At 73.2% G+C, this 23,269-nt stretch carries 15 protein-coding genes and 1 pseudogene; 4 read left to right on the top strand and 12 right to left on the bottom strand.

The genetic code is table 11. The features are described 5' to 3' along the window. The first annotated feature begins 187 nt into the window (after positions 1-187). Positions 188-697, top strand: coding sequence for an NUDIX hydrolase (locus NQZ70_RS14560; protein ID WP_237245305.1), 510 nt, complete (start codon positions 188-190; stop codon positions 695-697). Between the two features lie 70 nt (positions 698-767). Then, positions 768-1,760 carry a Uma2 family endonuclease gene (locus NQZ70_RS14555; protein ID WP_165373965.1) on the top strand — a complete coding sequence of 331 codons (993 nt, stop codon included), beginning with the start codon at positions 768-770 and terminating at the stop codon, positions 1,758-1,760. Positions 1,761-1,770: 10 nt separating this feature from the next. Here the strand turns inward: NQZ70_RS14555 and arfB are convergent, their stop codons facing one another. From arfB to NQZ70_RS14540, 3 genes are all read right to left on the bottom strand, one after another. After that, positions 1,771-2,199: an alternative ribosome rescue aminoacyl-tRNA hydrolase ArfB gene (gene arfB / locus NQZ70_RS14550; protein ID WP_129574743.1), complete on the bottom strand. Its 429-nt coding sequence runs from the start codon at positions 2,197-2,199 to the stop codon at positions 1,771-1,773. A 161-nt stretch (positions 2,200-2,360) separates the two neighbouring features. Beyond that, positions 2,361-5,183 carry a DUF2169 domain-containing protein gene (locus NQZ70_RS14545; RefSeq protein ID WP_129574742.1) on the bottom strand — a complete coding sequence of 941 codons (2,823 nt, stop codon included), beginning with the start codon at positions 5,181-5,183 and terminating at the stop codon, positions 2,361-2,363. 240 nt (positions 5,184-5,423) lie between these two features. Continuing rightward, the gene (locus tag NQZ70_RS14540; protein WP_129574741.1) at positions 5,424-6,941 is read right to left on the bottom strand and encodes a DUF1990 family protein; all 1,518 of its coding nucleotides are present in this window, start codon (positions 6,939-6,941) and stop codon (positions 5,424-5,426) included. Positions 6,942-7,039: 98 nt separating this feature from the next. On the opposite strand from NQZ70_RS14540, the pseudogene NQZ70_RS53355 reads away from it, so the two are divergent. Next, a pseudogene (locus NQZ70_RS53355) lies at positions 7,040-7,426 on the top strand (hypothetical protein); the annotation flags it as partial. A gap of 51 nt (positions 7,427-7,477) precedes the next feature. Here NQZ70_RS53355 and NQZ70_RS14535 read toward each other — a convergent pair. The 4 genes from NQZ70_RS14535 to NQZ70_RS14520 form a co-directional block, all read right to left on the bottom strand. Continuing rightward, positions 7,478-8,320, bottom strand: a complete 843-nt coding sequence (locus NQZ70_RS14535) for a Uma2 family endonuclease (RefSeq protein ID WP_207217848.1) — start codon at positions 8,318-8,320, stop codon at positions 7,478-7,480. A gap of 159 nt (positions 8,321-8,479) precedes the next feature. Next, positions 8,480-8,884, bottom strand: coding sequence for a hypothetical protein (locus NQZ70_RS14530; RefSeq protein ID WP_129574739.1), 405 nt, complete (start codon positions 8,882-8,884; stop codon positions 8,480-8,482). Positions 8,885-9,158: 274 nt separating this feature from the next. Beyond that, positions 9,159-10,529: an ATP-binding protein gene (locus tag NQZ70_RS14525; RefSeq protein ID WP_129574738.1), complete on the bottom strand. Its 1,371-nt coding sequence runs from the start codon at positions 10,527-10,529 to the stop codon at positions 9,159-9,161. 52 nt (positions 10,530-10,581) lie between these two features. Continuing rightward, the gene (locus tag NQZ70_RS14520) at positions 10,582-11,847 is read right to left on the bottom strand and encodes an ATP-binding protein (protein WP_165373964.1); all 1,266 of its coding nucleotides are present in this window, start codon (positions 11,845-11,847) and stop codon (positions 10,582-10,584) included. Positions 11,848-11,956: 109 nt separating this feature from the next. On the opposite strand from NQZ70_RS14520, the gene NQZ70_RS14515 reads away from it, so the two are divergent. Next, a complete protein-coding gene (locus NQZ70_RS14515) occupies positions 11,957-12,574 on the top strand; it encodes a response regulator transcription factor (protein WP_129574736.1) in 618 nt (205 codons plus the stop codon). Positions 12,575-12,666: 92 nt separating this feature from the next. Here NQZ70_RS14515 and NQZ70_RS14510 read toward each other — a convergent pair whose 3' ends face one another. The 5 genes from NQZ70_RS14510 to NQZ70_RS14490 all read right to left on the bottom strand — a co-directional run bounded on the left by NQZ70_RS14510 (position 12,667) and on the right by NQZ70_RS14490 (position 23,240). Continuing rightward, complete coding sequence (locus NQZ70_RS14510; RefSeq protein WP_129574735.1) at positions 12,667-14,322, bottom strand: hypothetical protein; 1,656 nt, start codon at positions 14,320-14,322, stop codon at positions 12,667-12,669. Positions 14,323-14,444: 122 nt separating this feature from the next. Then, positions 14,445-16,433 carry a hypothetical protein gene (locus tag NQZ70_RS14505; protein WP_129574734.1) on the bottom strand — a complete coding sequence of 663 codons (1,989 nt, stop codon included), beginning with the start codon at positions 16,431-16,433 and terminating at the stop codon, positions 14,445-14,447. A gap of 33 nt (positions 16,434-16,466) precedes the next feature. Then, positions 16,467-19,523, bottom strand: coding sequence for a DUF6603 domain-containing protein (locus tag NQZ70_RS14500; protein WP_129574733.1), 3,057 nt, complete (start codon positions 19,521-19,523; stop codon positions 16,467-16,469). Between the two features lie 29 nt (positions 19,524-19,552). Then, positions 19,553-21,502 (bottom strand): phage tail protein, encoded by a 1,950-nt coding sequence (locus tag NQZ70_RS14495; RefSeq protein ID WP_129574732.1) that lies wholly within the window; start codon positions 21,500-21,502, stop codon positions 19,553-19,555. A gap of 34 nt (positions 21,503-21,536) precedes the next feature. Continuing rightward, positions 21,537-23,240: a phage tail protein gene (locus NQZ70_RS14490; RefSeq protein ID WP_129574731.1), complete on the bottom strand. Its 1,704-nt coding sequence runs from the start codon at positions 23,238-23,240 to the stop codon at positions 21,537-21,539. Positions 23,241-23,269: the final 29 nt, after the last annotated feature.

The raw sequence follows: 23,269 nt of genomic DNA, 5'->3' as shown, positions 1-23,269 counted from the left end.
GAAGCTCTCCCCCCCTCTGGCCTTTTCCGGGTCTCCCCCTCCCCTTGCGGTCCGCGGTGGCGCCTGGTAGCCGTGCCCGTCCTGCGGCCCTCCGCGCGCCTCATCGCCTCGCGGCGGCGCCGGTGCGCGCGGGGCTCCGAGGTGATTTCCGATGGCGGTCGTGCGGTGGAGAGCGTTGGAGCGGCGCGTGATTCAGCACTCGCCGTGGCGGAGGATCGAGGATGTCACCTTCGAGCTCCCGGACGGGCAGATCCGCACGTTCTCGCTCAAGAAGGAGGGGCGGGCCGTCTGCGTCCTCGCCATCTCCCGCGAGAGGCGGGTGATCCTGGCGCGCCAGTACAGGCCTGGCCCCGATCGGATCCTCGACGAGCTCCCCGGCGGCGGCGTCGAGCCGGGCGAGACCCCGGAGGACGCGGCCGCGCGCGAGCTGCTCGAGGAGACCGGGTATGTCGCCGGACGGCTCCTGCCGCTCGGACGCCCGCTGGAGTGCGCCTACTCGACCATCGAGCGCCACGCGTTCCTGGCCGTGGACTGCGCGCGCGGGGGGGCGCAGGCGCTCGACGAGACCGAGTTCATCGACGTGATCGAGAAGCCGATCGAGGATTTCGTCGCGCAGCTCAGGGAGGGCGCCTGCACGGATCCGGAGGTCGGGTGGATGGGGCTTTACGAGCTGGGCTGTCTGAGGGCGAACGCCTGATCCGCGCCCGCCTCCCGCGTCGGGGGCGTTGCGAGCCCTGCCTGGCGCCGGCTGGGCTATGCTGGAGCGCATGCGCAGGCACGACCACGTCCTCCTCGCTCCCGGCGCAGACGCGCCCGGTCGCACGCTGAAGGCGCCCTCGTCCAGCCCGGCGCGCCCGCGCGTCGACGATCGGCTGGCCCCGCCCGAGACGCGCGTGGAGTACCTCGACGGCGCCGAGATCTTCGCCGCCCCGGCCGACACGCCGCATGCGACGCAGCATTTCGATCTGACCTACGTCCTCGGCGCCCACGTCGCCCCGGGCTACCGGGGCGCCGTCGACATGCTCACCCGGGTCGACGAGGGCAGCGATTACGCGCCCGACGCCAGCGTCTTCGCGCAGAAGCCCGACCGGGGGGGCCACCGGCGGCTGGAGGAGCTGGCCTTCGAGGTCAGCGACAAGCAGGCCCTCGCCGTTCCGACCAGCAAGGCGCGCCGGCTGATCGATCGAGGCGTGCGGCGGGTGTTCTGCATCCTGGTGAAGCAGCATCGGGTGCTCGAATGGTCGCGCGAGACCGATGGCTGGCGGACGCTCCCGAAGGATGCGGTCATCGAGGACCCGTGCCTCGTGCGCCCGCTGCCGCTCCAGGCCTTGCTCGACGCCGCGTCCTCGGACGACGCCGTGGCCCGCGCGCTGCTCCAGAAGCGCGTGCCCGCGCTCGAGGCGGCGCTCGCAGAGGGCGAGGCGCGCGGGGAGGCGCGCGGCGTGGCGCTCGGCGAAGCGCGCGGCATGACGCTCGGCGAGGCGCGCGGCATGACGCTCGGCGAGGCGCGCGGCGAGGCGCGCGGCGAGGCGCGCGGAGAAGCGCGCGGCGAGGCGCGCGGCGCGCTGCTCGGCGAGATCCGGATGGCGCAGGAGGCCATCACCACGGTGCTCCAGGCGCGCGGGGTCGCCGTGCCGGCCAAGGTGGCGCGCACGATCGCCGGCTGCGACGACCCGAGCAAGCTGCGTCGATGGCTCAAGCGCGCGGCCACCGCGGCGACGGCGGCCGAGGTCGTCGCAGGCTCCCGGCGCAAGCGCTGACGGTCGGTCGTCAATCGGCGCCCCCGCCGCGGCGCACGAGCTTCTTCTCGCTCGTGCGCCGCTTCTCGTCGAGCCGCCTCGCCTTCGACGCCCGCGTCGGCCGCGTCGGCCTCCGCAGCGCCGGCACCTCGAGCGCGCGCAGGATCAGCGCGCGCAGCTTCTCGCGCGCGTCGTCCAGGTTGCGCTGCTGATCGCGCGTCAACTGGCTCACGATGAGCAGCCGCCCTTCGGCGTCGAGGCGGCCGCGCGCCAGCGCGCGCAGCCGCGCCTTGGCGCCCTCGTCGAGCTCCGGCCATGCGGCGAAGTCGAAGCGCAGCTCGACCTTGGAGGCGACCTTGTTGACGTTCTGGCCGCCGGGCCCCGACGCGCGCACGGCGCTCCAGCTGAGGAGCGCGGCCGGGGCGGTCAGCGCATCGTTGACGACGAGGGGGTGGGACACGGCGGCTCGCTCCGCCCTGCGGCAGGCGCGAGCGCCGCGCGGGGCACCTGACGCGTAGCACGCGCGGGCCCGCTGGCGAGAGCGTCGGCTGCCCGCCTCGAGAGCGTCGGCTCCCCGCGAGAGCGTCGGCTCCCCGCCGGGCGCCGGCTCCCGGCGGAGCGTCAGCTCCCCGCGGCCTCGCCGCCGGGGTCCCCCGGCCGAGGCGGGACCTCGACCAGGCGCGCCTCGTCGCGCTTGCTCAGCTTCGCGCCTTGCCGCGAAGCGCCGTAGACGTTCGCCCCGTCGAGCTCCGCGTCGCGCAGGTCCGCCCCCTCGAGCCGGGCGAAGGAGAGGTCGGCCCCGCGCAGCCGGCTGGCGCGCAGGTTCGCGCCCGAGAGATCGGCGCGCACGAGACGGCAGCCGCCGAGATCGGCGCGGTGGGCGATCACCCGACCGAGCGACGCGCCGTCGAAGCGCGCCTCCGCGAGCCGCGCCTGCCGCAGATCCGCGCCGGTCAGGCGGGCGCCCTCGAGATCGGCGCCGTTCCCCTGCGCGCGCTGCAGGTTGGCGCCCGTCAGGTCGGCGCCCGCGAAGACCGACGAGGCGCAGCTCGTGCGCGACAGGTCGGCGCCGGTCAGGTCGGCGCCCGCGAAGCGCGAACCGTCGAGCTTTGCGCCCTGCCAGACCGATCCGGGCGCGGCCGCATCCTGGAACGAGCACCCCGTGAGCTCCGCGCTCGGCGCCCGCGCGTTCCCCAGCCTGGCCCGGTCGAACGCGGCGCCGGCGCCGCGCGCGTCGTCGAGGCGGGCTTCCAGGAGCGACGCGCCCGTGAACCGCGCTGCCGCGAGCGAGGCGCCGGAGAGGTTGGGGGCGAGCAGGTCCGCGCCCTCGAACGAGGCGCTGTCCCAGAGCCCCCGCGCGAAGCTCGCCCGCGCGCCGGTCACGGCCGCCAGGCTCGCCCCTGCGCCGCGGGCCGAGGCGAGGATCGCCTCGTGCAGCGTGGCGCCGTCGAGCCGCGCGCCCTCCAGCACGGCGCGCGACAGGTCGGCGCGGGTCAGATCCGCGCCCGAGAGGTCTGCCCCGCCGAGATCCGCGCCCGCGAGCTTCGCGTCGGCGAGGCGCGCCCCGGCGAGCTTGCTCCCGCGCAGGCTCGCGCCCTGGAGGTCGAGCGCGGACAGCGAGGCGCCGCTCAGGTCGAGCCCGCTCAGGTCCGCGTGCGCGAGCTCGAGCCCTCCGAGCAGCTCGCCGGCCCGCAGCCGCGCGATCACCTCGGCCCGCAGGCGTTCATCCGCGGGGTCCACGGCGGCGGCGCCCGCGGCCGGTGCCGCGCCGGCGGCCGGTGCCGCAGCGGCGGCGCCTGCGAGGCCCGGGGGCGCCACGACGCCAGCCGCCGGCGGATCGGCGGCCCGGGGCACGGCCGCCCGCGGCGCCACCACCGCCGGCGGAGCGCCCACGCCGGCCGGCGTGCTCCCGGCCGACCCAGCTGCCGATGGCCCCAGCGGCGCAGGCGCGTCCTCGGTCTCCGGCACGAGCTCCTGCTCGTCCGGCGGCTCGACGTCGATGAGCACGGTCGCGCTCTCGTCGATCGGCCGGAGCAGCGCGGCGGGCCTGGGCTGCAGCGCGGGCTCCGGGGGAGCCCACGGCGCTCCCGGGATGGGCGCGGCCGGCTGCGCGGGCGGCCCGGGCGGCGCCAGCGCGAACGGCGCGAGCGGCGCCTGCAGCTGCGTCGCCAGCTCCTCCGGGTCCTGCATCCGCGTCTCCTCGTCCACGAGGGTGGCGCCCGACCACCGCGACGGCCGCGACCCCCGCGCGGCGCTCGCGCCGGGCGAGGCCTGCGCCTGGGCTGCCGCGCTCACCGGCGAGAACGGCAGCACCGGCGCGCTCGACCTCGACGCGCCGCCGACGGGCAGCGTCGTGCCGAGATCGTCCGGCGCGCTCGACCTCGACGCGCCGCCGACGGGCAGCGTCGTGCCGAGGTCGTCCGGCGCGCTCGGTCGGCCGTGCAGCGAAGGCGCGGCCTTCTCCAGGCTGGGCCACGAGAGCGGACGGCCCGGCATCTCCAGGCCGGCGCACACCCGGATCGACGCCCGCTCCTCGGCGCGCTCGAGCGCGAAGCTGCCGCGCCACACGATGGAGCAGATCTGGCGATCCACATCGATGACGAGCATGTCGGCGGCCAGATCGACGGGCCGCCCCTGCCCGCCCCCGCCCGCCGGATAGCGGCGCGCCAGCGCCCGCGCCGAGGGGAGCTGCGTCTGCACCCGCGGCAGCTCGGGGTGCAGCCCGTCGAGCACGAGCCACTCGTCCCCGTGCAGGAACGGCAGCTGCTGATCGGGCGGCGCCGCGTGAAAGTAACGCCAGTCGAAGCCCGCCGTCGGCCCGGCCTGCTGCGGCTCGCCCCCCCGCGGCTCCGCGCCGCCGAGCAGCCGATGCCGCGCAGGCCACCGCGGCGAGATCGGCCCCATCCCGGCCGGCCGCGTGGGCTGAACGGGGTCGAGCAGGTTCGGCAGCGCCGGCGCGGCGCTGGACGCGGCGCCGACCCCCACGGGGTTGTCGGGCACCCCGGGCCCGCCGAAGGCGCGCTCGTAGACGAGCGGCATCCGCTGGAACGGCTGCGATCTCCACGGCGGGACGGGGGCGCGATCCCCGACGATCTTGATCCGCTTGTCGAGCAGGCGCGCCTCCCCGCGGTAGATCGCCAGCCGGGCGATCATCGTCGCGACCGGCTGCCCGCCCGGCGCGCACGCGTGGCCGGTCAGCACCACCCCCACGCTCGGCAGGTACGGCGCGACCTCGCTCGCCGCCTCGAGCGAGCCCGAGGGGCCGTGACGGTCATCGCGCACGATCGGAAGCGGCGCGATGGGCCAGGCGAGGCGATCGTGCGCGAGGGCCAGCGTGGCCTTGACGATGACCGTGACCCGCTGCGCGCTCCCGGCCTGCCACAGCACCGAGCCGCACGAGACGGCGTTCAGCGCGACGACTTGGAGAGGCCACGGCGAAGTCACGTGCGGCGGATCGGGCCCGGCGAGGCAGACGCGAGGGCGAGCGTCCACTTTAAGCCCGCCGCCCCGCGGACGACAAGCGCGAGGCGTGACGGGCTGCCTCGGTCCGCGCCCGATCGAGGCACGAAGCGACACGCCGCGCGGCGCCGCCTTCCTGCGGAGCGCTGCGGGGCGGGCCAGCCCACACCCAGGCCCTGAAGTCCCCGGCCGCGCCGCTCGCCGCGGCCGTTCCGCCCTCCGCGCTCAGCCCGCGGCCATCGCGGGCGCGGCGGCGCCGTCGCGCCGGATGCGGCGGTGGATGAGCTCCTCGAGCCAGCGCTCGAACGCCTTGCCCTCGCGCTCGTCGGGGTCGTCGCGGATCACCTCCACGCCCTTCTCGGCGCGGCCGCCGCTGCGCTCGACGACGGTCTCGACGAGCGAGGTCCACGTGTACGTCTGGATCGCCCCGCCCAGCGTCTCCATGATCAGGAGGTCGGCGAGCGTCGAGGCGCGGTTCCACGTCTGCACCTCGAAGCGGACCGCCCCGTCGTCGCCGGGCGCGGGCTCGGCCAGGAAGCGCACGGCGCCGGCCAGCGGGTGGCCCTCGAGGGTGGCGAGGGTGATCGCGCGGGGCGAGACCTCCTCGACGCGCACCTGGACGTGCCCGCGCAGCGGCAGTGCCATCGTGAGCGTCGCGCCCGGCGCGATGCGCGTCGGGCTCTCGGGCTCCGCGCCGACGATGACCGTCTTGCGCGGGGTCAGCTCCGGGAGCTCGTCGCGCGCGAGGGCGATGAGCCCCTCGGCGTCGAGGCGCGCGCCGCGGATCACGGCGCGGTAGATCTTGCGGTGCATCGGGCCGAGCCCCTCGGACGGGAGCCGCTCCGGGAGAGAATCGCCGAGCTTGGCCAGGCTCTCGTCGAGGGGCGTCCCCTTCACGCCGAGCACGTCGAGGGCGTTCTCGCGGCCCTCGGGGATGACGTTGCCCTCGGTCACCATCGTGATCTGGTCGGCGTTGACCGGCGTCTCGATGCCGAACTTCGCCGCGAGCTTCGCCCCGGTCGACTCGATCCACGCCGGCAGCGGGATCCGGGTCGGGTGCCGGTCGGTCATGGCCTCGAAGCGGTCGAGCACCTTGTTCATCGAGGTCAGCTCCTGGCCCGCCAGGTCGAGCTCGCGCCCCGCCAGGTCGGCGCGCTCGGCCGCGATGGCGAGCGCCTCGCCGCAGTCCTCGCACCAGATCGGCTGGAACCGCTCGTCGCCCTTGCCGACGAGCGGCACGACCGGCAGCGTGCGCACCATCTTGAGCAGGAGCGAGATCTGCTCGTCGCCCGGCCCGAAGACGTTGCCGGGTCTGATGATGATCCACTCGCGCGAGAAGGTGCGGGCGATCTCCTCGCCCGCCTTCTTCGAGCGATGGTAATCCGACTCGCCGCGATCGGCGCCCAGCGACGAGACGTACACGAAGCGCTGGACGCGCGCTCGCTCGGCCTCGGCGACGATGTTGCGTGTGCCCTCGACGTTCACGCGCTCGAACGTGACCTCCGGCGGCCGCTCGGCGACGGTCGCCGCCAGGTGAATCACCGCGTCGCACCCGTCGGCGGCGCCGCGGATCGACGCGGCGTCGCCGATGTCGCCGTCGAACGCCTCGACGTCGCCCTCGAACGGCTTGCGATCGTCGCTCGCGTGGCGCGACAGGAGCCGGACGCCGTGCCCTCTCCGCAGGAGCCGCCGCACCACCTCCGGGCCCACCACCCCCGTGCCGCCGGTCACCAGAACCTTCATCGTCCGTTCTCCTTTGCACCCATCGGACGGGCCAGGGCAGGCGAAGGCCGTGCCAGCCCCAGCTCGCAGCGCGCCCGGGGCTTGCTTGCAGGCGGGGCATGAACCCCCGCACGACCGGCGCGCAGCGCCCCGCCGCCGCCTCGCCGCGCGCCCGAGGCGCCTCGCGGGGGCCGCTCGTCACGCCCGACGGCCGCTACCTGATCGTGCGCGGACGCCTGTGGCGTCGGGCCAACCCCGCGCTGCCGGAGGAGGCGCGGAGGCGCCTCGTCTCCGAGCTCATGGCGGCGCGGCGCGAGGTCGGCCGCGCGCTGCGCGCGGCCGACGCGGGGGCGCTGCGCGCGGCCCGCCGTCGCGTGAACGAGGCGAAGATCGCGCTGGGCGAGCGGGGGCCGCCGTGGTGGAGCGACGGCGCGCCCGACGAGAACCGCCGCCTCGTCGCGTCCACGAGCTATGCGCGCTGGTACGACGCGCTCTGCGAGGAGGAAGGGCTTGCGCGGTTAGAGCGCCGCCCGTGCAGGGCGAGCCTGCCGCTTCCCCTATCCGGCGAGGATCTCATCGAGCGAGCTGGCGCTCATCGCCCGCAGCAGCCAGCGCTGCAGCGTCGCGGGGTCCTGACAGGCCCAAAGGCGCGCGCGCGCCTCGTCCGGGCACGGGATGCCGCGCATGGCGAGCGCGGCCAGGAGGGCCTCTCGCAGGCCCGCCATGGCCGCCTCGGCCTGCGCCTGCGCCTGCTCGGCCTGCGCCTGCGCCTGCTCGGCCCTCGACTCCAGGCTCTCCATCATGCCTTTCAAGCGGCCGATCAGATCCGCGGAGCCGAACAGCTCGGCCATGCCGTAGAAGAACTGCAGCCGGTCGCCGACGACCGCCAGATCGAGGCCCAGCACCGCCGAAGCGTAACGCCCCATCTGCGGCACGATGCGCTGGTAGCGCGCGGCATCCGGCGCGGGCAGCCGATAGCCGTGGACCTGCTGCCGGAGCCGGTCGTAGACGAAGTACTCCGGGATCCCCAGGCGCGCGTAGCGCTCGACGTTGGCGACGAGATCCTTCTTCCGGTCCCCCTGGTGCAGCACCTCCAGCACCAGGCTCAGCCCCCTGCCCTCGTCGGCCACCACCCACGCCATCCGCGGGTCATCCTCGGGCTGCGGAACATCCAGCACCGCGAGGATGTCCGGCGCGAACACCTCTTCGCCCGGGACCAGGACCGCCAACTCCTCGGCGAGATAGATGGCGCGCCCCGTCGTCCCGAAGTGCAGGGTGAGCATGTCGATCGCCCGCCCCTTGGCCTTGTGGTGGGGCCGCCCCTCGGCCATCGCGCTCTTCGGGTCCGACAGCGCGTCGAGGATCTTCACCAAAAGGGCCTCGCGCTCCGCCGGCGTCATCGCGCGCCATGCAGCCTCCGTCGGAGCGATCGGCGGGGGGACGGGCGGCCGCGGCGTTCCAGGGGAGGGCAGGACCATGCCGAGGACCTTAGCACCCACCTCGCCGCGCCGGTCATCGGCGTGACCGGGCTCGCTCGCCCGCCCTTGCGCGCGCGCCGCTCAGGACGCCTTGCGGCGCGCCGACTCCCACCCGCGCCGCACGGCGCTCTTGGCCTCGTCCCACGTGCGCCCGCTCTTGAGGTCGTTCCACTCCTCCCGGAGCTTGCCCTCGACGCGGTCGTCCCAGTCGCGGTGCTCGCTGTACTGGCTCGCCGCGCCCCAGCCGTAGCGCAGCCCCGGCTCGACGTCGTCCCAGTCGCTGTTCGGCACGTGCCGCGGCGGGATCGGCTGCTTGCCGAGCGCCTGCTTCACCGTGTCGTCGATGTCCTGGTTGAGCTCCTGCCCCTTGTTGTTCGTGAAGTCCGCCTTGGTCTGCTCCCAGTCGCGGCGCAGCGCTTCCTTCACGCGCTCCCAGCCGGACGTCTTGTGCTCATCCCACCACCTCGGATTGATCGACTGCGTCATGGGGTCCTCCATCGGTTGCGCTGAAAGGGGCCAGCACGGAGGCCGAGCCCGGCGCGTGGAGGGGGGCCGATACACGAACGGTGCCGCAGCGAGCGCACGCAGAAATGACAAGGAAATACAGATGCTTACAGCAGCGCCCTGGCCGCCGCCGCGCCGTCGCTCCGCGGCTGGAAGAGGCGCCCCCCGCGGCAGGCAGCCACGCATGAGACAAGCTGCCTCAGCGCATCCCCCGGGGGGCTCCGCGCAGCCCCAGCGCTGGGCGCGACGCGCCGGATCACCCGGCGGGGCGCGCGCCCTCGTCCCACGCCGGCAGCGCGCAGCGGAGCGTCGCCCCCTCGCCGGGGCCGCGCTCGGCCCACAGCCGGCCGCCGTGCGCCTCGACGATCGAGCGGCTGATCGCCAGGCCCACGCCGAGCCCCCGGGCCTTCGTCGTGAAGAAAGGCTCGAAGATCCGCTCGAGATCCCCGGCCGGGACGCCCTCGCCGGAGTCCGTCACCGAGAGCTCGACGCGGCCTCCGCCGCCCGCGCGCGTCCGGACCACCACGCGGCGCGCCTCGGGCGGGCGCGAGGAGACCGCATCGAACGCGTTGACCAGCAGGTTGCCGAGCACCTGCTGCAGCCCGGCGCCGTCGCCCCGGACGCGCGGCAGGCCCGGCGCGAGCTCGCTCCGCACGGTCGCGCCCGCGCGGAGCGCGGCGCCGGCCAGGAGCCGGCGCACCTCGCGGACGAGCTCGTTCAGGTCCAGCGCGTCCGCGCCGAGCTCGCCCTCGCCGAGCCTCGCGCGCATCCGCTGGATCACCTCCGCGGCGCGGCGGTCGTCCGCCGCGATGTCCTCGAGCGCGGCGCGCACCTCGACGAGGTCCGGCGGGGTCCGCGCGAGCAGCCGCTGCGCCGCCTGCGCGTTGCTCAGGATCGCGGCGAGCGGCTGGTTCAGCTCGTGCGCGATCGACGCCGCGAGCGCGCGCATCGCCGACACCCGGCTCAGGCCCGCGAGCTCCTCCCGCGCCGCCTGCGCCTCGCCCTCGGCGGCCCGGCTCAGCGCGATCGTGCGCTCGAGGCGATGGATCTCCGCGCGGAGCGCCTCCGTCCGCCGCGCCACCTCGAGCTCCAGCAAGGCCCGGGCGCGCGCGACCTCCTCGTGCATCTCCGACATCGCCCTCGCCGCCGCGCGCGCGGCGAGCTGCGCCCGCACCCGCGCCACGAGCTCCTCGCGGACGAACGGCCTGGCCACGCCATCGACGGCGCCGAGCTCGATCCCCCGCGCCCGGCCCGCCGCGTCGGCGAGCGCGGTCATGAAGAGGATCGGGATCTCGTGCGTCGCCGGGTCCTCCTTGAGGCGCCGGCAGATCTCGAACCCGGAGAGGCCCGGCACCGCAGCGTCGAGCAGGACCAGATCGGGCTCCTCGCAGCGGATCTGCTGGAGCGCCGCCTCCCCATCGCCGACCTCCGCGACGTCGAACGGCTGGCCCGCCAGGGCCGCCGAGAGCAGCCCGCGGCTCTCGGGATCGCCGTCCACGAGCAGGACGAGCGGCGGTCGGGCTCGCGCCAGCCGGGAGCCCGATGCCAGCGGGTCGGCGCGCGCGTCGAGCGCCTCGCCGCCCTGGACCCCCTCGGCGACCTGGGCGCGGGATCGAGGTGCTGCCATGACAGACAGTCTGTGCCACGCCTCCCCCGCGGTCGACCATGGGACCTTGGTCTCAGGGCGCGCCCTCGCGCCACACCGGCAGCGCGCAGCGGAACGTCGCCCCCTGGCCGGGGCCGCGCTCGGCCCACAGCCGGCCGCCGTGGGCCTCGACGATCGAGCGGCTGATGGCGAGGCCGACGCCGAGCCCCTGGGCCTTCGACGTGAAGAACGGCTCGAAGATCCGCTCGAGGTCCGCCGGGGGGATCCCCTCGCCGGAATCTGCCACGGAGAGCTCGACGCCGCCGCCGTCGGCCGGGCGGGCCCGCACCACGACGAGGCGCGCCTCGGGCGGACGGCGGGAGACCGCGTCGAGCGCGTTGACGAGGAGGTTGAGGAGCACCTGCTGGAGCTGGATACCGTCGCCCCGGACGCGCGGCAGGCCCGGCGCGAGCTCGATCCGCACGGTCGCGCCCGCGAGGAGCGCCGCGCTGGCCAGGAGCCGGGCCACCTCGCGGACGAGCTCGCCGAGGTCCAGCGCGACCGCGCTGAGCTCGCCCTTGCGGAGCATCGCGCGCATCCGGTCGATGACCTTCCCGGCGCGGCGGCCGTCCGCCGCGATGTCGTCGAGCGCGGCGCGCGCCTCGGCGACGTCCGGCGGGGCCTGCCCCAGGAGCCGCCGCGCCGCCTGCGCGTTGCTCAGGATGGCGGCGAGCGGCTGGTTCAGCTCGTGCGCGATCGAGGCCGCGAGCTCGCTCATCGCCGACACCCGGTTGAGGTGGGCGAGCTCCTCCTGGGCCTTCCGCACCTTCAGCTCGGCGGCCCGGTTGAGCTCGAGCTCGCGCTCCAGGCGCTGGTTGGCCGCGCGCAGCTCCTCCGTCCGCCGCGCCACCTCGAGCTCCAGCGACGCCCGGGCCGCCGCGAGCTCCTCGTTCTTCTCCGACAGCGCCCGCGCGGCGGCGTGGATCGCGAGCTGCGTCCGCACGCGGGCCACGAGCTCCTCGCGGACGAACGGCTTGCTCACGTAATCGACCGCGCCGAGCTCGAGCCCGCGCACCCGGCTCGCCGTGTCGGAGAGCACGGTCATGAACAGGACGGGGACGCCGCGCGTCGCCGGATCTTCCTTGAGCCGGCGGCAGACCTCGAAGCCGGAGAGGCCTGGCATCACGGCGTCGAGCAGGACGAGATCCGGCACCTCGCGCCGGATCTGCCGCAGCGCCATCTCCCCGTCGATGGCCACCGCGAGGGTGAGGGGCTGGCCCGCGAGGGCCTCGGAGAGCAGCTTGAGGCTGCTGGGGTCGTCATCCACCAGCAAGACGAGCGCGTGGCGGTCCGACGCCATGGGGAGAGCAGATGCCAGCGCGCCGTCGGGTGCGTCAAGCGCTTCGCTCCCGCCCCGCCCGCCCGCGGTTGACGCCCTCGGTGGGTTCGGCGTGAAATGCGTCGCTGCCATGCACGTGACAGGGCCCACGGTGTTCGTTGTGGACGACGACCCCTCGGTGCTGCGGGCCCTCGAGCGGCTGCTGCGCTCGGCGGGCTACGCGGTGGAGGGGTACGCGTCGCCCGAGGCGTTCCTGGAGCGCGCCCCCGCGGAGCGGCCGGGCTGCGTGGTCGTCGATCTGCGCATGCCCGGCCTGGGCGGGCTCGAGCTGCAGGACGAGCTCTCGCGCCGGGGGTGCCCCCTGCCGGTCGTGTTCCTGACCGGCCACGGCGACGTGTCGAGCTCGGTGCGGGCGATGAAGGCGGGCGCGATCGACTTCCTCACGAAGCCCTGCGACGACACCGACCTGCTCGCGGCGGTGGAGCGCGCCATCGCGCGCGACGCCGAGGCGCGCGCCGCGCGGGGCGAGCAGCAGGCGCTGCGGACGCGCTTCGAGGCGCTGACCCCGCGCGAGCGCGAGGTGTGCCTGCGGGTCGCGCAGGGGCTCCTGAACAAGCAGATCGCCGACGAGCTCGGCGCGGCGGAGAAGACGATCAAGGTGCACCGCGGCCGGGTGATGGAGAAGCTCGGCGTGGAGTCGGTGGCGGAGCTCGTGCGGCTCGTGGACCGGCTCGAGCCGGGGCCGTGATCCCCGACCCGTGATGCGCGGGTGACGCGGGCCGGCCGCCTGGCTGATAGCTGCGGTGACGTCACACGGGCCGCCGAGGGGCGCGCATCCGGCTACTCGACCTTGCTGTCGAACACGACCTCGCCGCCCACGTTCACGGCGTTCGCGTAGCGGTAATCCGACTGGTTGCGCGTGTAGCCCCAGAACCACGCGTACCGCCCGGAGTTCACCGGGATCTTGAACGTGAATTCGCGCGAGGCGCTGCCGCTGCTGGCCGTGCCCCCCACCTCGCCGTTCCAGACCGGCGTGCCCGCGGCGCGCATCGCGGTCGGCTGCTCGCCGTCGCGGAAGACCTTGCCCTGAATCCAGAAGTCGTGGCTCGCGGCGGACCACCACAAGAACGTCCTGTGGAAGGCGTCGCCCTGGATGCGCGCCGTGACGTGCCAGTTCCCCGGATCCGCCGAGGTGCGGCGCATGGTCAGGGCGGTGAAGGCATTGACCTTGTTGCTCTCGCTCTCCGAATACTCGGTGCGGCAGCCCGATCTCGGGTCGCGGATCGCCTTCTGCTCGGGCGAGTTGACCGGGGGCAGCTCGGGGCATTGCGTGAGGAGCCCGGAGCGGGTGATCCGGAAGCGCGAGATGTCCCGCGTGGTGCTGCCCTTGGCGGCGAGCTCCACGAGGATCTTGCCGAACACCGAGGTGAAGCCGTGCCACGAGCCCGCGATGGCGACGACCAGGTTCTTGTGGCCCGGGAACACCTCGGGGAGGAAATCGATCACGGGCAGGTTGTCGGAGGCGCTCGTCTCCAGATAGACGTCGCCGCCATGAGGGCTGGTATCGACGCCGGTGCAGCGCTGCTCGACGAAGCGCTGGAGGGGCGAAGGCGCGCCGTCCTCCTCGCCGTACCACGCCGCGTACGCATCCGTATCGGCGAAGAACGACGTGGGGTTGTACGCATGGACGCACATGGCGCCGTTCTCCGGGTAGAACGCGCCGAAGAAGTGGTCGCCCTGGGTGGGGCCCTCGATCTGGAAAAAGGCGCCGCCCGACCGGGACTTCCCTGCCTCGGTCAGCCTGTACCAGGCGCTCTCGACCGCCGCGATGCGCAGGTCGAGCTGCACGCCGATCGTCCCGAGGAGCCGGTTGGTCTCGGTCTCCGCGGCGAGGATGCACTTCGAGCCCGTGTACGTCCTGGTGTCGCCCCACTCGTCGACGACGGTGATCTCGACGCCGCCGCTCAGCGCCTTGATGCTCTTTACCTCCTTGATGGCCTGGTGAGCCCCCCTCTGCCGGAGGTTGACCGTCATCAGGCCCGCCGCGACGCCGACGTCGACGACGCCCTCGACGTCGTTGCGCGCGCCCCCGAAGCTCGCCGGAAGGTTCTTGAAGTTGTGCTTCGCCTGGATGGCCGCGGCGTCGAGCTCCTGGAAAGCGATGCCGAGCCGCTTCATCTGCGCGACGGCGCTCGCGTAGGAGCCCCCCGGGCCCTCTACATAACTCCGGTCGCCGAAGGTCAAGAGCCCCGGTTTGAACATCTCCTGCGGCAGACCGCGCCACAGGTCGAGCGCTTCCTTCACCAGGTCGCCGAGCTCCTGGCCACCGTGCAGCATGCGGCACACGCGCGCCGATCTCCCGTAACCTCCCCCCATGGGACCCAGGGCGGGGGACCAGGTCAAGAGCGTCACGTGCCCCGGATACTCGAGGCTGGCGAAATAAGCGGCCCACAGGCCCACGAGGCCGTCGCAGATCACGATCAGGTGGTCGTTCATGGTCGAGTCTCCTTGGACCGCCTTGTATCCGGCGGCAGGGACGCAGAACATGGGACCTTGGTCCCATACGGAAGCGCTGGCGAGACTGGCACCATCCGGGATGGCACCTTGGTCCTATGGCCTCAGCTGCTGGCCACGAACCGCACCCGCTCCACCCCCTCGATCATCTGCAGCGCGAACTGCGCCCCCGTGGAGGGCAGCTCCGACCGCCCCAGCGCCAGCAACGCCTTCATCCGCGTCGCCAGCTCCGCGATGTCGACCACCCGCCTGTCCGCGTGGCGCCACGGGACCGTGACGGTCTCCGGCCGGCTGGTCCCCGACGCGTCCCGCGGGTTCTTCGTGTACGCCTCGCCCTCGGCCTCGTTCGCGTCGAGCCCGTAGTGCAGCGCCTCCGGCGCCTGGAACACGTCCAGCGTCTTCACCTCCCCCGCGAAGAGCGCGAGCAGCGTGTCCTCGGCGAGCCGATCGAACCGCAGCGGCGTCAGCGCCTGGGACGTCGGGGGGATGCTCATGTCCGGCAGCCGCTCCGCGTAGCCCTCCACGAGCAGGCTCGGCCAGCCCGAGACCACGCTCGAGCGCATCAAGAGCCCGGTCACCCGCGGCCCCTCCGACCTGCTCGCGCGCAGCGTGCGCGCGTGCTCCACGTCCGCGTTCGTCACCCGGCCCACGCTGCGCGCCCCGTCGAGCAGGCACTCCACCCAGGCCGGGTCCACGCTGAAGAAGCGCAGCCCCTCGACGGGCAGCAAGCGCTCGTCCGGCACCAGGTAGCTGAAGGGGAGCCCGACCAGGAGCTCCAGGTCCGCGAGCCACTCGACCACGACCTCCGGCATCTCCACCGCCTCCGACCGCGCTCGCCGCAGCGGCAGGCGCCGCGCCGCCCGCTGCCGCATCGCATGCCGCTGCTGCGCGCTCTCCCGCGTCCAGCGCAGCAGCTCCAGCGCCACGCGCGTGTTCGCCAGCGTCCGCAGCCGCCCTAGCTCCCACGCGGCCGCGTAGGACACGTCGAACATGCCCGTCTCCGGGTCGTAGCGCACGAGCTCGTCCGCGCACTCCGCTGGCAGCGTGACCTCCTCCGCGCTCACCCCGGGCACGAAGGGGCCGCGGTAGAACGACACGGTCTTGCTCGCCCGGCGCATCCGGTGCGGCAGCGGCACATAGCCCTGCTCGAGGTACGCCGCCGCCGGGCTCGCGGGAGGGAGCGCCTCCGGCACCGGCGCCCGCAGCTCGGCCGGCTGCCGGTCGAGCTCCTTGAGCAGCGCGCTGAAGCTCTGCTCCGGGTCCACGCTGTCGAACTTCCAGCTCGCGAGGCTCACCAGCCGGATCCAGTCGTTCGGCTCGGCGCCCTGGGCGTCGAAGGCCCCGCTCGGGTAGCGCTTCTCCAGCGAGACCAGGTGCACGGTGCTCGTGCCGTTCGGCTCGGGCAGCCGATTGCAGATCACCGTCGCGTCCAGGTCCCCCTCGGGCGTCTCGTCGGCCGCGACGCGCTGGTGCGCGTGCGCGAGCAGCGCGAGCTCCTCCGCCGTCGGCAGGAGCGGCTCGAGCGTCTTCCACTGCACGTCGATCACCGTCACCTCGTCCGACGCCTGCTGCCCCTCCTCCAGCCGTATGCGCTCGGTGGGGAAGCGCGCCGTCGCCGCCGGCGTCTGGAGGAGCTCGCCCAGCGTGATGGTCTGCACCCGCGGCTTCTCCACGCCCTCGTCGGCGAAGTCCGACGCGCGCAGCAGGAGCAGCGCCATCCACGAGCGGTCCTCGTCGACGAGGCCCGGCAGGCGCTCCCAGGGGAGCGTGCTGCGGCCCAGCGTGACGTGGGGGAGCACGTTCGCGTGCTCCCCCACGCTGCCGGGCGGAGGGAACATCGCGACGATGTCCTCCGGCCCGAGCGGGCCGAAGCGCTCCCCCAGGACCGCGAAGCTGAGGTGCTTCGGGTAGGTCTGCTGCGGGATCTTCGGGCTCTGCACGATCTGCTGGATCTCGATCTTGTACGTCCCGCTCTCCAGCGCCGGCTGATGGAACTGCCGGAACTCGATCCTCCCGTCCTCGCTCGGCGTCCGGAGCGACCCGCGGACGCGCAGCCCCGACCCTCGCAACGCGCGCAAATTGACAGACGGCATGGCTCTCCCTCGTCGACCTGTGGTGGGCGCCGCCTACGCGGCGGCGCTCGTGTCCTTCACCTGCGGGGCGCGCACGAACGTGCCCGCGACGCCCGCGTCCAGCACGACGTCCGCGGCCGGGTCGAAGCCCAGCGCCGCGAGCAGCGCGTCCCTCTCCGCGTGGCCGGCGATCGAGCGCTGGATCGCCTCGCGCCGCTCGTCGGGCTCCCCCGCGGCCGCGCGGAACGCGGGCAGCGCCGCGAAGGCGTGGTCGCCGCCAGCGCTCTCCGGCTCGAAGAGCAGGGGCTTCACGGGCACGGCGTCGGTGACGTCGCCCCTCGGCGGCTGCGCGGGCTCGATGCGCAGGCCGCTCAGCGCGCCTTCGACGAACTTGGTCCCGTTGACGTCGGGGAAACGCAGCCGGTCGCCGCTCATCTGCGGCTCCCCCCACATCGCGGCGGGCGCCCTCCGCTTCAGGGCGGAGAACTTGAACTTGTCGGGCTTCACGTCCGCGTCGTCGTACCAGATGGACACGCGGAGCTCGCTCCGGAGGTCGTCCGCCGTCACGCCCATGGGCGCCACGCCGAACGCGCCGTTCCCCGTCGCCGGCTCGTCCTCCGCCGGGTGGAAGGCCTCCTTGATCGGGATCACCGAGTCGGTCGTGAGCGCGACGTCCTTCGGGTTGACCACCCACAGCGCCTCGCCCGTGACCGTCTTGACCTGCCGCGTCAGGCCCTCGGCCACCGCGATGCTGCAGACCTCCTCGCGCGCGGGCAGCAGCGAGGCGCGGAACTCGTCCCAGCCGATGGGCGTCGGCGCGAACGCGTCCCGGTTGCCGAACCTGACCGTCACCGAGAACAGGAAGACCTTGAGCTTGGCGTAGCCGCCGAGGTCCGGACCCCAGACGCGCAGCTCGGCGCCCAGGCTCGCCGAGAGGGGGCCCAGCCCGAACTTGAAGTGCTGGCGCAGGTGCACGTCGTAGCAGTACGGCTTCCAGCAGATGAGGAAGTCGGCGCCCATGCGGAAGGACGCCCAGGCGGGGCCGGCCTCGAAGTCGGCCGCGAAGCTGCCGCCCGCCATCACCGCGTGGGCGCACAGCGTCATGTAGGCCTCGCCCCGGAGCGACAGCGTGCTCCCGAGCCGCAGGTCGAAGCCGACGCGCGGCACCGTGGGGTAGTGCTTCGGGACCTTGAACGACGGGTGGTAGCCGCCGATCGACAGCACGAAGTCGCCGGCCTTCTCGCCCGCGAACCAGGTGGCGAAGGCGAACCCGCCCGTCAGCCGGCACGACGGCGACAGCAGGTACGACGCGTCCGTGAGCTGCCCCTGCACGAGGAGGGTCCCCTCGGACGGAGCGAAGCGCGCTTGCAACGCCGTCTCCATCACCACGAGCGGCTCCGGGACCCCGAACGGCACCTCCAGCCGCGTCAGGCCGAGGAGGCCCAGCTCGAAGCGGTCGCCGAGCTCCACCGTCAGCAGCGCGAACCCCTCGAGCATCTTGAACGAGGTGAACTTGACCCCGATCGCCAGGAAGCCCGCGTCCGGCGCGATCGTGATGTACCGGGAGAGCTCGCGGAGCTGGCCCGCGGCGACCACGCCGGGGTCCTCGGTGTCGTCGTCGCCGGAGCCGTCCATCGCCTGGGCCACCAGCGGGAAGCGCGCGACGTCCTCCAGCCGCGGCTCCTCGAGCGAGCGCCCGTAGCCGAAGCCGGCCGAAAGGCCGGTCACGAAGAAGAACGGCGGGCCGCCGAGCGGGTACTTGAGCGTCGCGTACAGGAACAGCGAGGGCCGGTCCTCGACGTAGGCGTAGGCGCCGATCGCCGCGAGGCCGAGCGACGCGGGCGGCTTGCCGCCGCTCGCCTTGAGGCGGAGCTCCAGCGCGGCCATGCCGGCGTACTCCTCGAAGCCGTCGCGCTCGCTGCGCAGGAACGCGCCGCCGACGCGCAGCGCGTCGTTCTCGTAGGCGAGGCCGAAGCCGTCGAGGCGGAGCTCCGGGTCGCCCCCGGGCAGCGGGAGGCGCACCGAGACCCCGTTCAGCAGCAGGCGGAGGGGGCCCACCGAGATGACGATCTCCGGGACGAGCTCCGCGGCTCCGTCGCCGTACGTCAGGCCGAGCCGCGCGAAGTGCACCGGGCCCACGGCGCGCTGCACGTCGATCCAGGCGCCGTTCTGGCCCACGGTGACGAGGGCGTCGTCCGGCGCGCTCCGCGGCGCCCGCCCGGCCGACCGCCCCGCCGCCGCGAGGAACGGGTTCGATGATCCGGAGCGCGGCCGGAGCGGCGTGTACCACGTCCGCCGGACGTCCCCGAACGCGGCGTACCCGACGAGGTGCGCCCCGCGCGTGAGGTCCTGCGCGCCGGAGCTCGACGGCCGGATCAGGAACGGCGAGCTCAGCTCCTCCAGCACCCCGTTCAGCGCCTTGAGCTCCTTGTGCGTGAAGTCGTGCGTCGTCGCGAGCAGCTCCAGCGTGAAGTCGGCCTGCGCCTCCCCGTCCTCGAAGTACAGGCCCACGAGCGGGAGCTGCCCGAGGTTCACGCCGGCGTGGAAGCCCACGCCCACGAGGATCCTGCCGCTGCCGGCGCGCCCCGAGAGGACCGCGACGACGTTGCCCCCGAGGGGGATCGCGAGCTCCTCCGGGATCAGCGCGGCGAGGCCCGGCGCGACGCCGCCGAACAGCGCGTGCAGGGGGATGGACGGCTCGCCGGTGACGTTGAGCTGGGCGACGTACATGTCGCCCATCTTGCTGGTGAACTGCCCCTCGAACGCGAGCCGGACGTCGTCCGAGACCGGGACATCGATCTTGCCCCCGTACTCGGCGGGGCGCTTCCCCCCGGTGATCTTGTCCGGCTTGATCGCGATGTTCATCCCGAGGATCAGGTGCTGGGCCTCGCCCTCGTTGTCCTCGGAGACCTTGATGCCGATCGCGAAGGCGATCTCGTACTGGTTCTTCTGGTGGTTGGCGTAGAACGTCGCGCTCTGGAGCGGGAGCTGCTCGTCGAGGGTGCCCAGGAAGCCGGGGAAGAAGTCCACCTGGAACTGGGCGTGCAGCGCCTCGCGCAGCGTCCGGATGCTGGCGAGATCGTCCTCGCCGATCACGATGTCAAGGGCCATGGCATGCCTCCTGGGTCCGCTGGCTGAGGTCAGTATTTGATGATGTAGTTGACGACCGTGTACGGCTGCATGTTGTTGTGGGGTTGCCCTCCGCCGGTGTTGCCGATCGTGATGCCCGTCTTCGCGATTTCGGTATCCTGGTAGTCGGCCTGATCGACGATGGAGTTATAGATGGTACGCTCCACGTCGTCTTTGGTGAGGCATCTGCGTATTCGATGCGAGTGCCCCGGATCGTTCACCTCGTGGTCATGCGTCGGCATCTCGCCGGTGGTCAGGGTATGCGTGGCCGATCCGCCGGTCGCCCCACGCGAGTATCCTGTGCCGACGCCGACCGGGACTCGTGTCCTCAGGTCGGGGACACGAAATTTGCCCGCAGCGGCGGCTCCATAGGTCTCGCCGATGACGGCGAATAGATCCGCATAGGTCTGGCGCGACTCCTCTTGACCATGGCACATCAGCCATCCCTCGGGGGCCGAGTCACCGCCGTAGGCGACGAGGGTGCCCACCGGGACCACGAAGCCGGTCTTGTCCTTGACCCGGCCGCTCGCGGTCAACGTCATCAGGGGAGTCGTCTCGTTCTTCTTGAAGAAGCGCGCCGCGATCTCGTCCTCGGCCCCGTTCGTGGTCACGTCGGTACGGAACACGAACGGGCGCGCGCTCTGGAGCTCCGCCCCCTCCCCGTTCAAGCGCAGGCGCCCCTCGGAGGACAGCGCCATCAGGGGAGTCGCCTCGCCTTGCCTGAAGAAGCGCGCGGAATCGGCGTCCCCGGTGTTGCCGACGTCCGACCGGAGCACGAGCGGACCCGTGTTCTGGAGCTCGCCGCTGTCCAGCCGCAGGTCTCCGTTGCGCACGTAGAGCCTGGCGTCCGGCGCGCTCCCCCCGATCCCGATGCTGTCGCTCTTTTCACCCCGGCCGAAGATCAGCGGCGCCTTCTCGATCGGGCAGAGGATCTCCCCGTCCCAGTAGCCGGGCACGGCGCTGTAGCGGAGCTCGAGGTCCGCCGTCCCGCTCGGGTGCAGCGTCGCGAGGTTGCTCAGCGTCAGCGTGAGCGACTCCTGCGGCGCGAGCTCCACGGCGCTCCCGGGGGTGAGCACCCACTCCAGCAGGTCGCCGTCGGCGTTCTCCGTGGGACCCGAGGCCGTCCAGCCGGCGAGCGCGACCGACACACCGTTCACCTGGTCCTTGGTGCCGAGCGCCCACGGCTGCGCCGCCGGGGTCCCCACGGGCAGCGCCACCACCAGGCGGGATGTCCGCTCCGGCTGGTTGGCGTCGTAGACGAAGCGGAGCTTCTGCTGGCTCCTCGGCGAGGCGCTGTTCACGAGGCGCAGGGTCAACGTGTTCGTCTGGTTGTCCACGTTGAGCACCCGGCTCGGCCCGTCGAAGCGTACCCGCAGCGGGATATCCGGCCTCCCCCGCCGGTCGCGCACCCCGAGGCGGAGCGTCTCTTCCCGGAGGTAGTCCCCGCCCTGCCCGGGACCGCGCAGGTTGAGGGGGAACACATTGGCAGCGGCGAAGCTCTCCACCACGTCGACCTTCGGCCAGGAGAGGCCCAGGACCACCTCGGCGCCGGCGTCGGGCGTCGCGGACACGCCCTGGAGCAGCACCATCAGCCCGTCTCCCGGCGCGATCTGGACGTCCGGGCTGCGCCAGGCCAGGTACAGGTCCGTCGTGCCGTCCTGGCGGTCGACGCGCTTGACGTCCCAGTCCGCCCCCTCCACGCGCGTCTCCCGCGAGGCCAGCGCGCCCGCCGGGAATTGAAGCCGGAAGTGGTGCGCGCCCGCCCCCTCGCCCGCGGAGGGCCGCTGGCGCAGGAGGATCGTCACGTCGGTCAGGATGTTGAGAATGTCGATCTGGAGCGCGTGGCCGGAGCCGAGCTTCTCGATGAGCAGCACGTTCTCCAGGCGCTCGCCGCGGGCGTTGAACAGCTCGTAGCTGACCTTGAACCCGAACGGCATCTTCTTTTCGGTCGCGAGTGTCATCGTCGTTCCCTCGTCTTTGGGTTGCCGGCTCGGGTCAGGCCTTGATGATGTGGTGGAGAGGCTGGTTCGGCTGCGCCGGAGCGCTGGTGCTCAGGTCGGGGACACGGAACTTGCCCTCCCCGGCGTCGCCATAGGTGGTACCGAGGAGATCGGACAGCTCCTTGTGGTCCTCGCTGCTATGCTCGCCCCCGTCGCACATCAGCCAGCCCTCGGGGGCGGGAGGCGCGCTGCCGGCGTAGGCGACGACGGTGCCCACCGGGACCACGAGGCCGGTACCGTCCTTGAACCTGCCGCGCAGGAGGCGCAACGTCCCGTCGCCGAGCAGCTCCATCAGGGGAACCGCGTCGTTCTGCTTGAGGAAGCGGGCCACGGGATCGCCCTCCGCCGCGTCGGAACGGAGCGTGAGCGAGTGCGCGCTCTGGAGCTCCGCATAGGGCTGGTGCAAGCGCAACTTTCCGAGGAAAGACAGCGACATCAGGAGCGCATCGTCTTTGTTGGTGAACTGCGCGACGGCGTTGTCCTCGAGGGTCTTCGCAAAAGACCGGAACTTGAACGCCTGGGCATGCTGGATCTCACCGGTATCGATCATCATGTCACCCCTGTGCAGGTGGAGCGCAGCGGATGGCTCGGCATGTCCGATTCCGACGTTCGTGAAGGTGTCGACCCGACCGAAGCGGAGCGGCGACTTCTCGATCGGGCAGAGGAGCTCCCCGTCCCAGTAGCCGGGAACGGCGCTGTAGCGGAGCTCGAGGAACGTCGTCCCGCTCGGGTGAGTCGTCGCCATGTCGCTCAGCGTCAGCGTGATGGACTCCCGCGGCGCGATCGTCACGTCCTTCGTGGGGGTGAGCTCCCACTCGAGCAGGTCGCCGTCAGCGTTCAGCGTGGGCCCGGAGACCGTCCAGTCGGCGAGCGTGATCTTTGTACGTTCTAGAAAAGACTCGTAACCAAGCGCCCATGGCTGCGCCTCGGCGGTCCCCACGGGCAGCGCCACGACCAGGCGGGAGCTCTTCGCGGGATCGCTCGGGTCGCGGTGAAAGCGGAGGATCTCCTGGCTTTGCGGCGAAGCGCCGTTGACCAGACGAAGGGTCAGCGTGGTGTTCGGGGTCGTGGCGACGTTGATCACCTGATTGGACCCCTCGAAGCGCGCCCGAAGCGGGATGTCCGGCCTCCCCCGCCGGTCGCGCACGCCGAGGGCGAGCTGCTCGGCCAGGGAGCAGTCCGAGCCCGCGCTGCCCTCGGGCGGGACGAGGTGGAAGACGTTGGGATCGTCCTGGCCCTCCGGCACGACGAGCGCCGGCCAGGAGAGGTCCACGGTCACCCCCGTACCGGCGTCGGGGGTCGCGTACAGTCCCTGGACCAGCAGCATCAGCCGGTCTCCCGGCCCGATCCGGACGTCCGGGCTGCGCCAGGCCAGGTACACGTCCGTCGAGCCGTCCTCGCGGTCGACGCGAAGGATGTCCCAGTCCGCCCCCACCACGCGCGTCTCCCGCGCGGCCAGCGCGCCCGCCGCGAAGCGCAGCCGGAAGTGGTGCGCGCCCAGCACCTCGCCCGCGGACGGCCGCTGGCGCAGGACGATCGCCTCGTCGGTCAGGAGGTTGGCGATGTCGAGCCGGAGCGTGTGGCCGGCGCCCGGGTTCTCGAGGAGCAGCGTGTTCCGTAGCCGCTCGCCGCGCGCGTTGAACAGCTCGTAGCTGACCTCGAACCCGAATGGCATCTTCTTGTCGGTCTCTTCCGTCATGATGTCTTCCCTCTCCTCCAAAGGTCGCG

It is taken from the genome of Sorangium sp. So ce836 (assembly GCF_028553905.1).
Taxonomy (GTDB): domain Bacteria; phylum Myxococcota_A; class Polyangia; order Polyangiales; family Polyangiaceae; genus Sorangium; species Sorangium cellulosum_D.
This window is presented reverse-complemented; position numbering and strand designations above follow the sequence as displayed.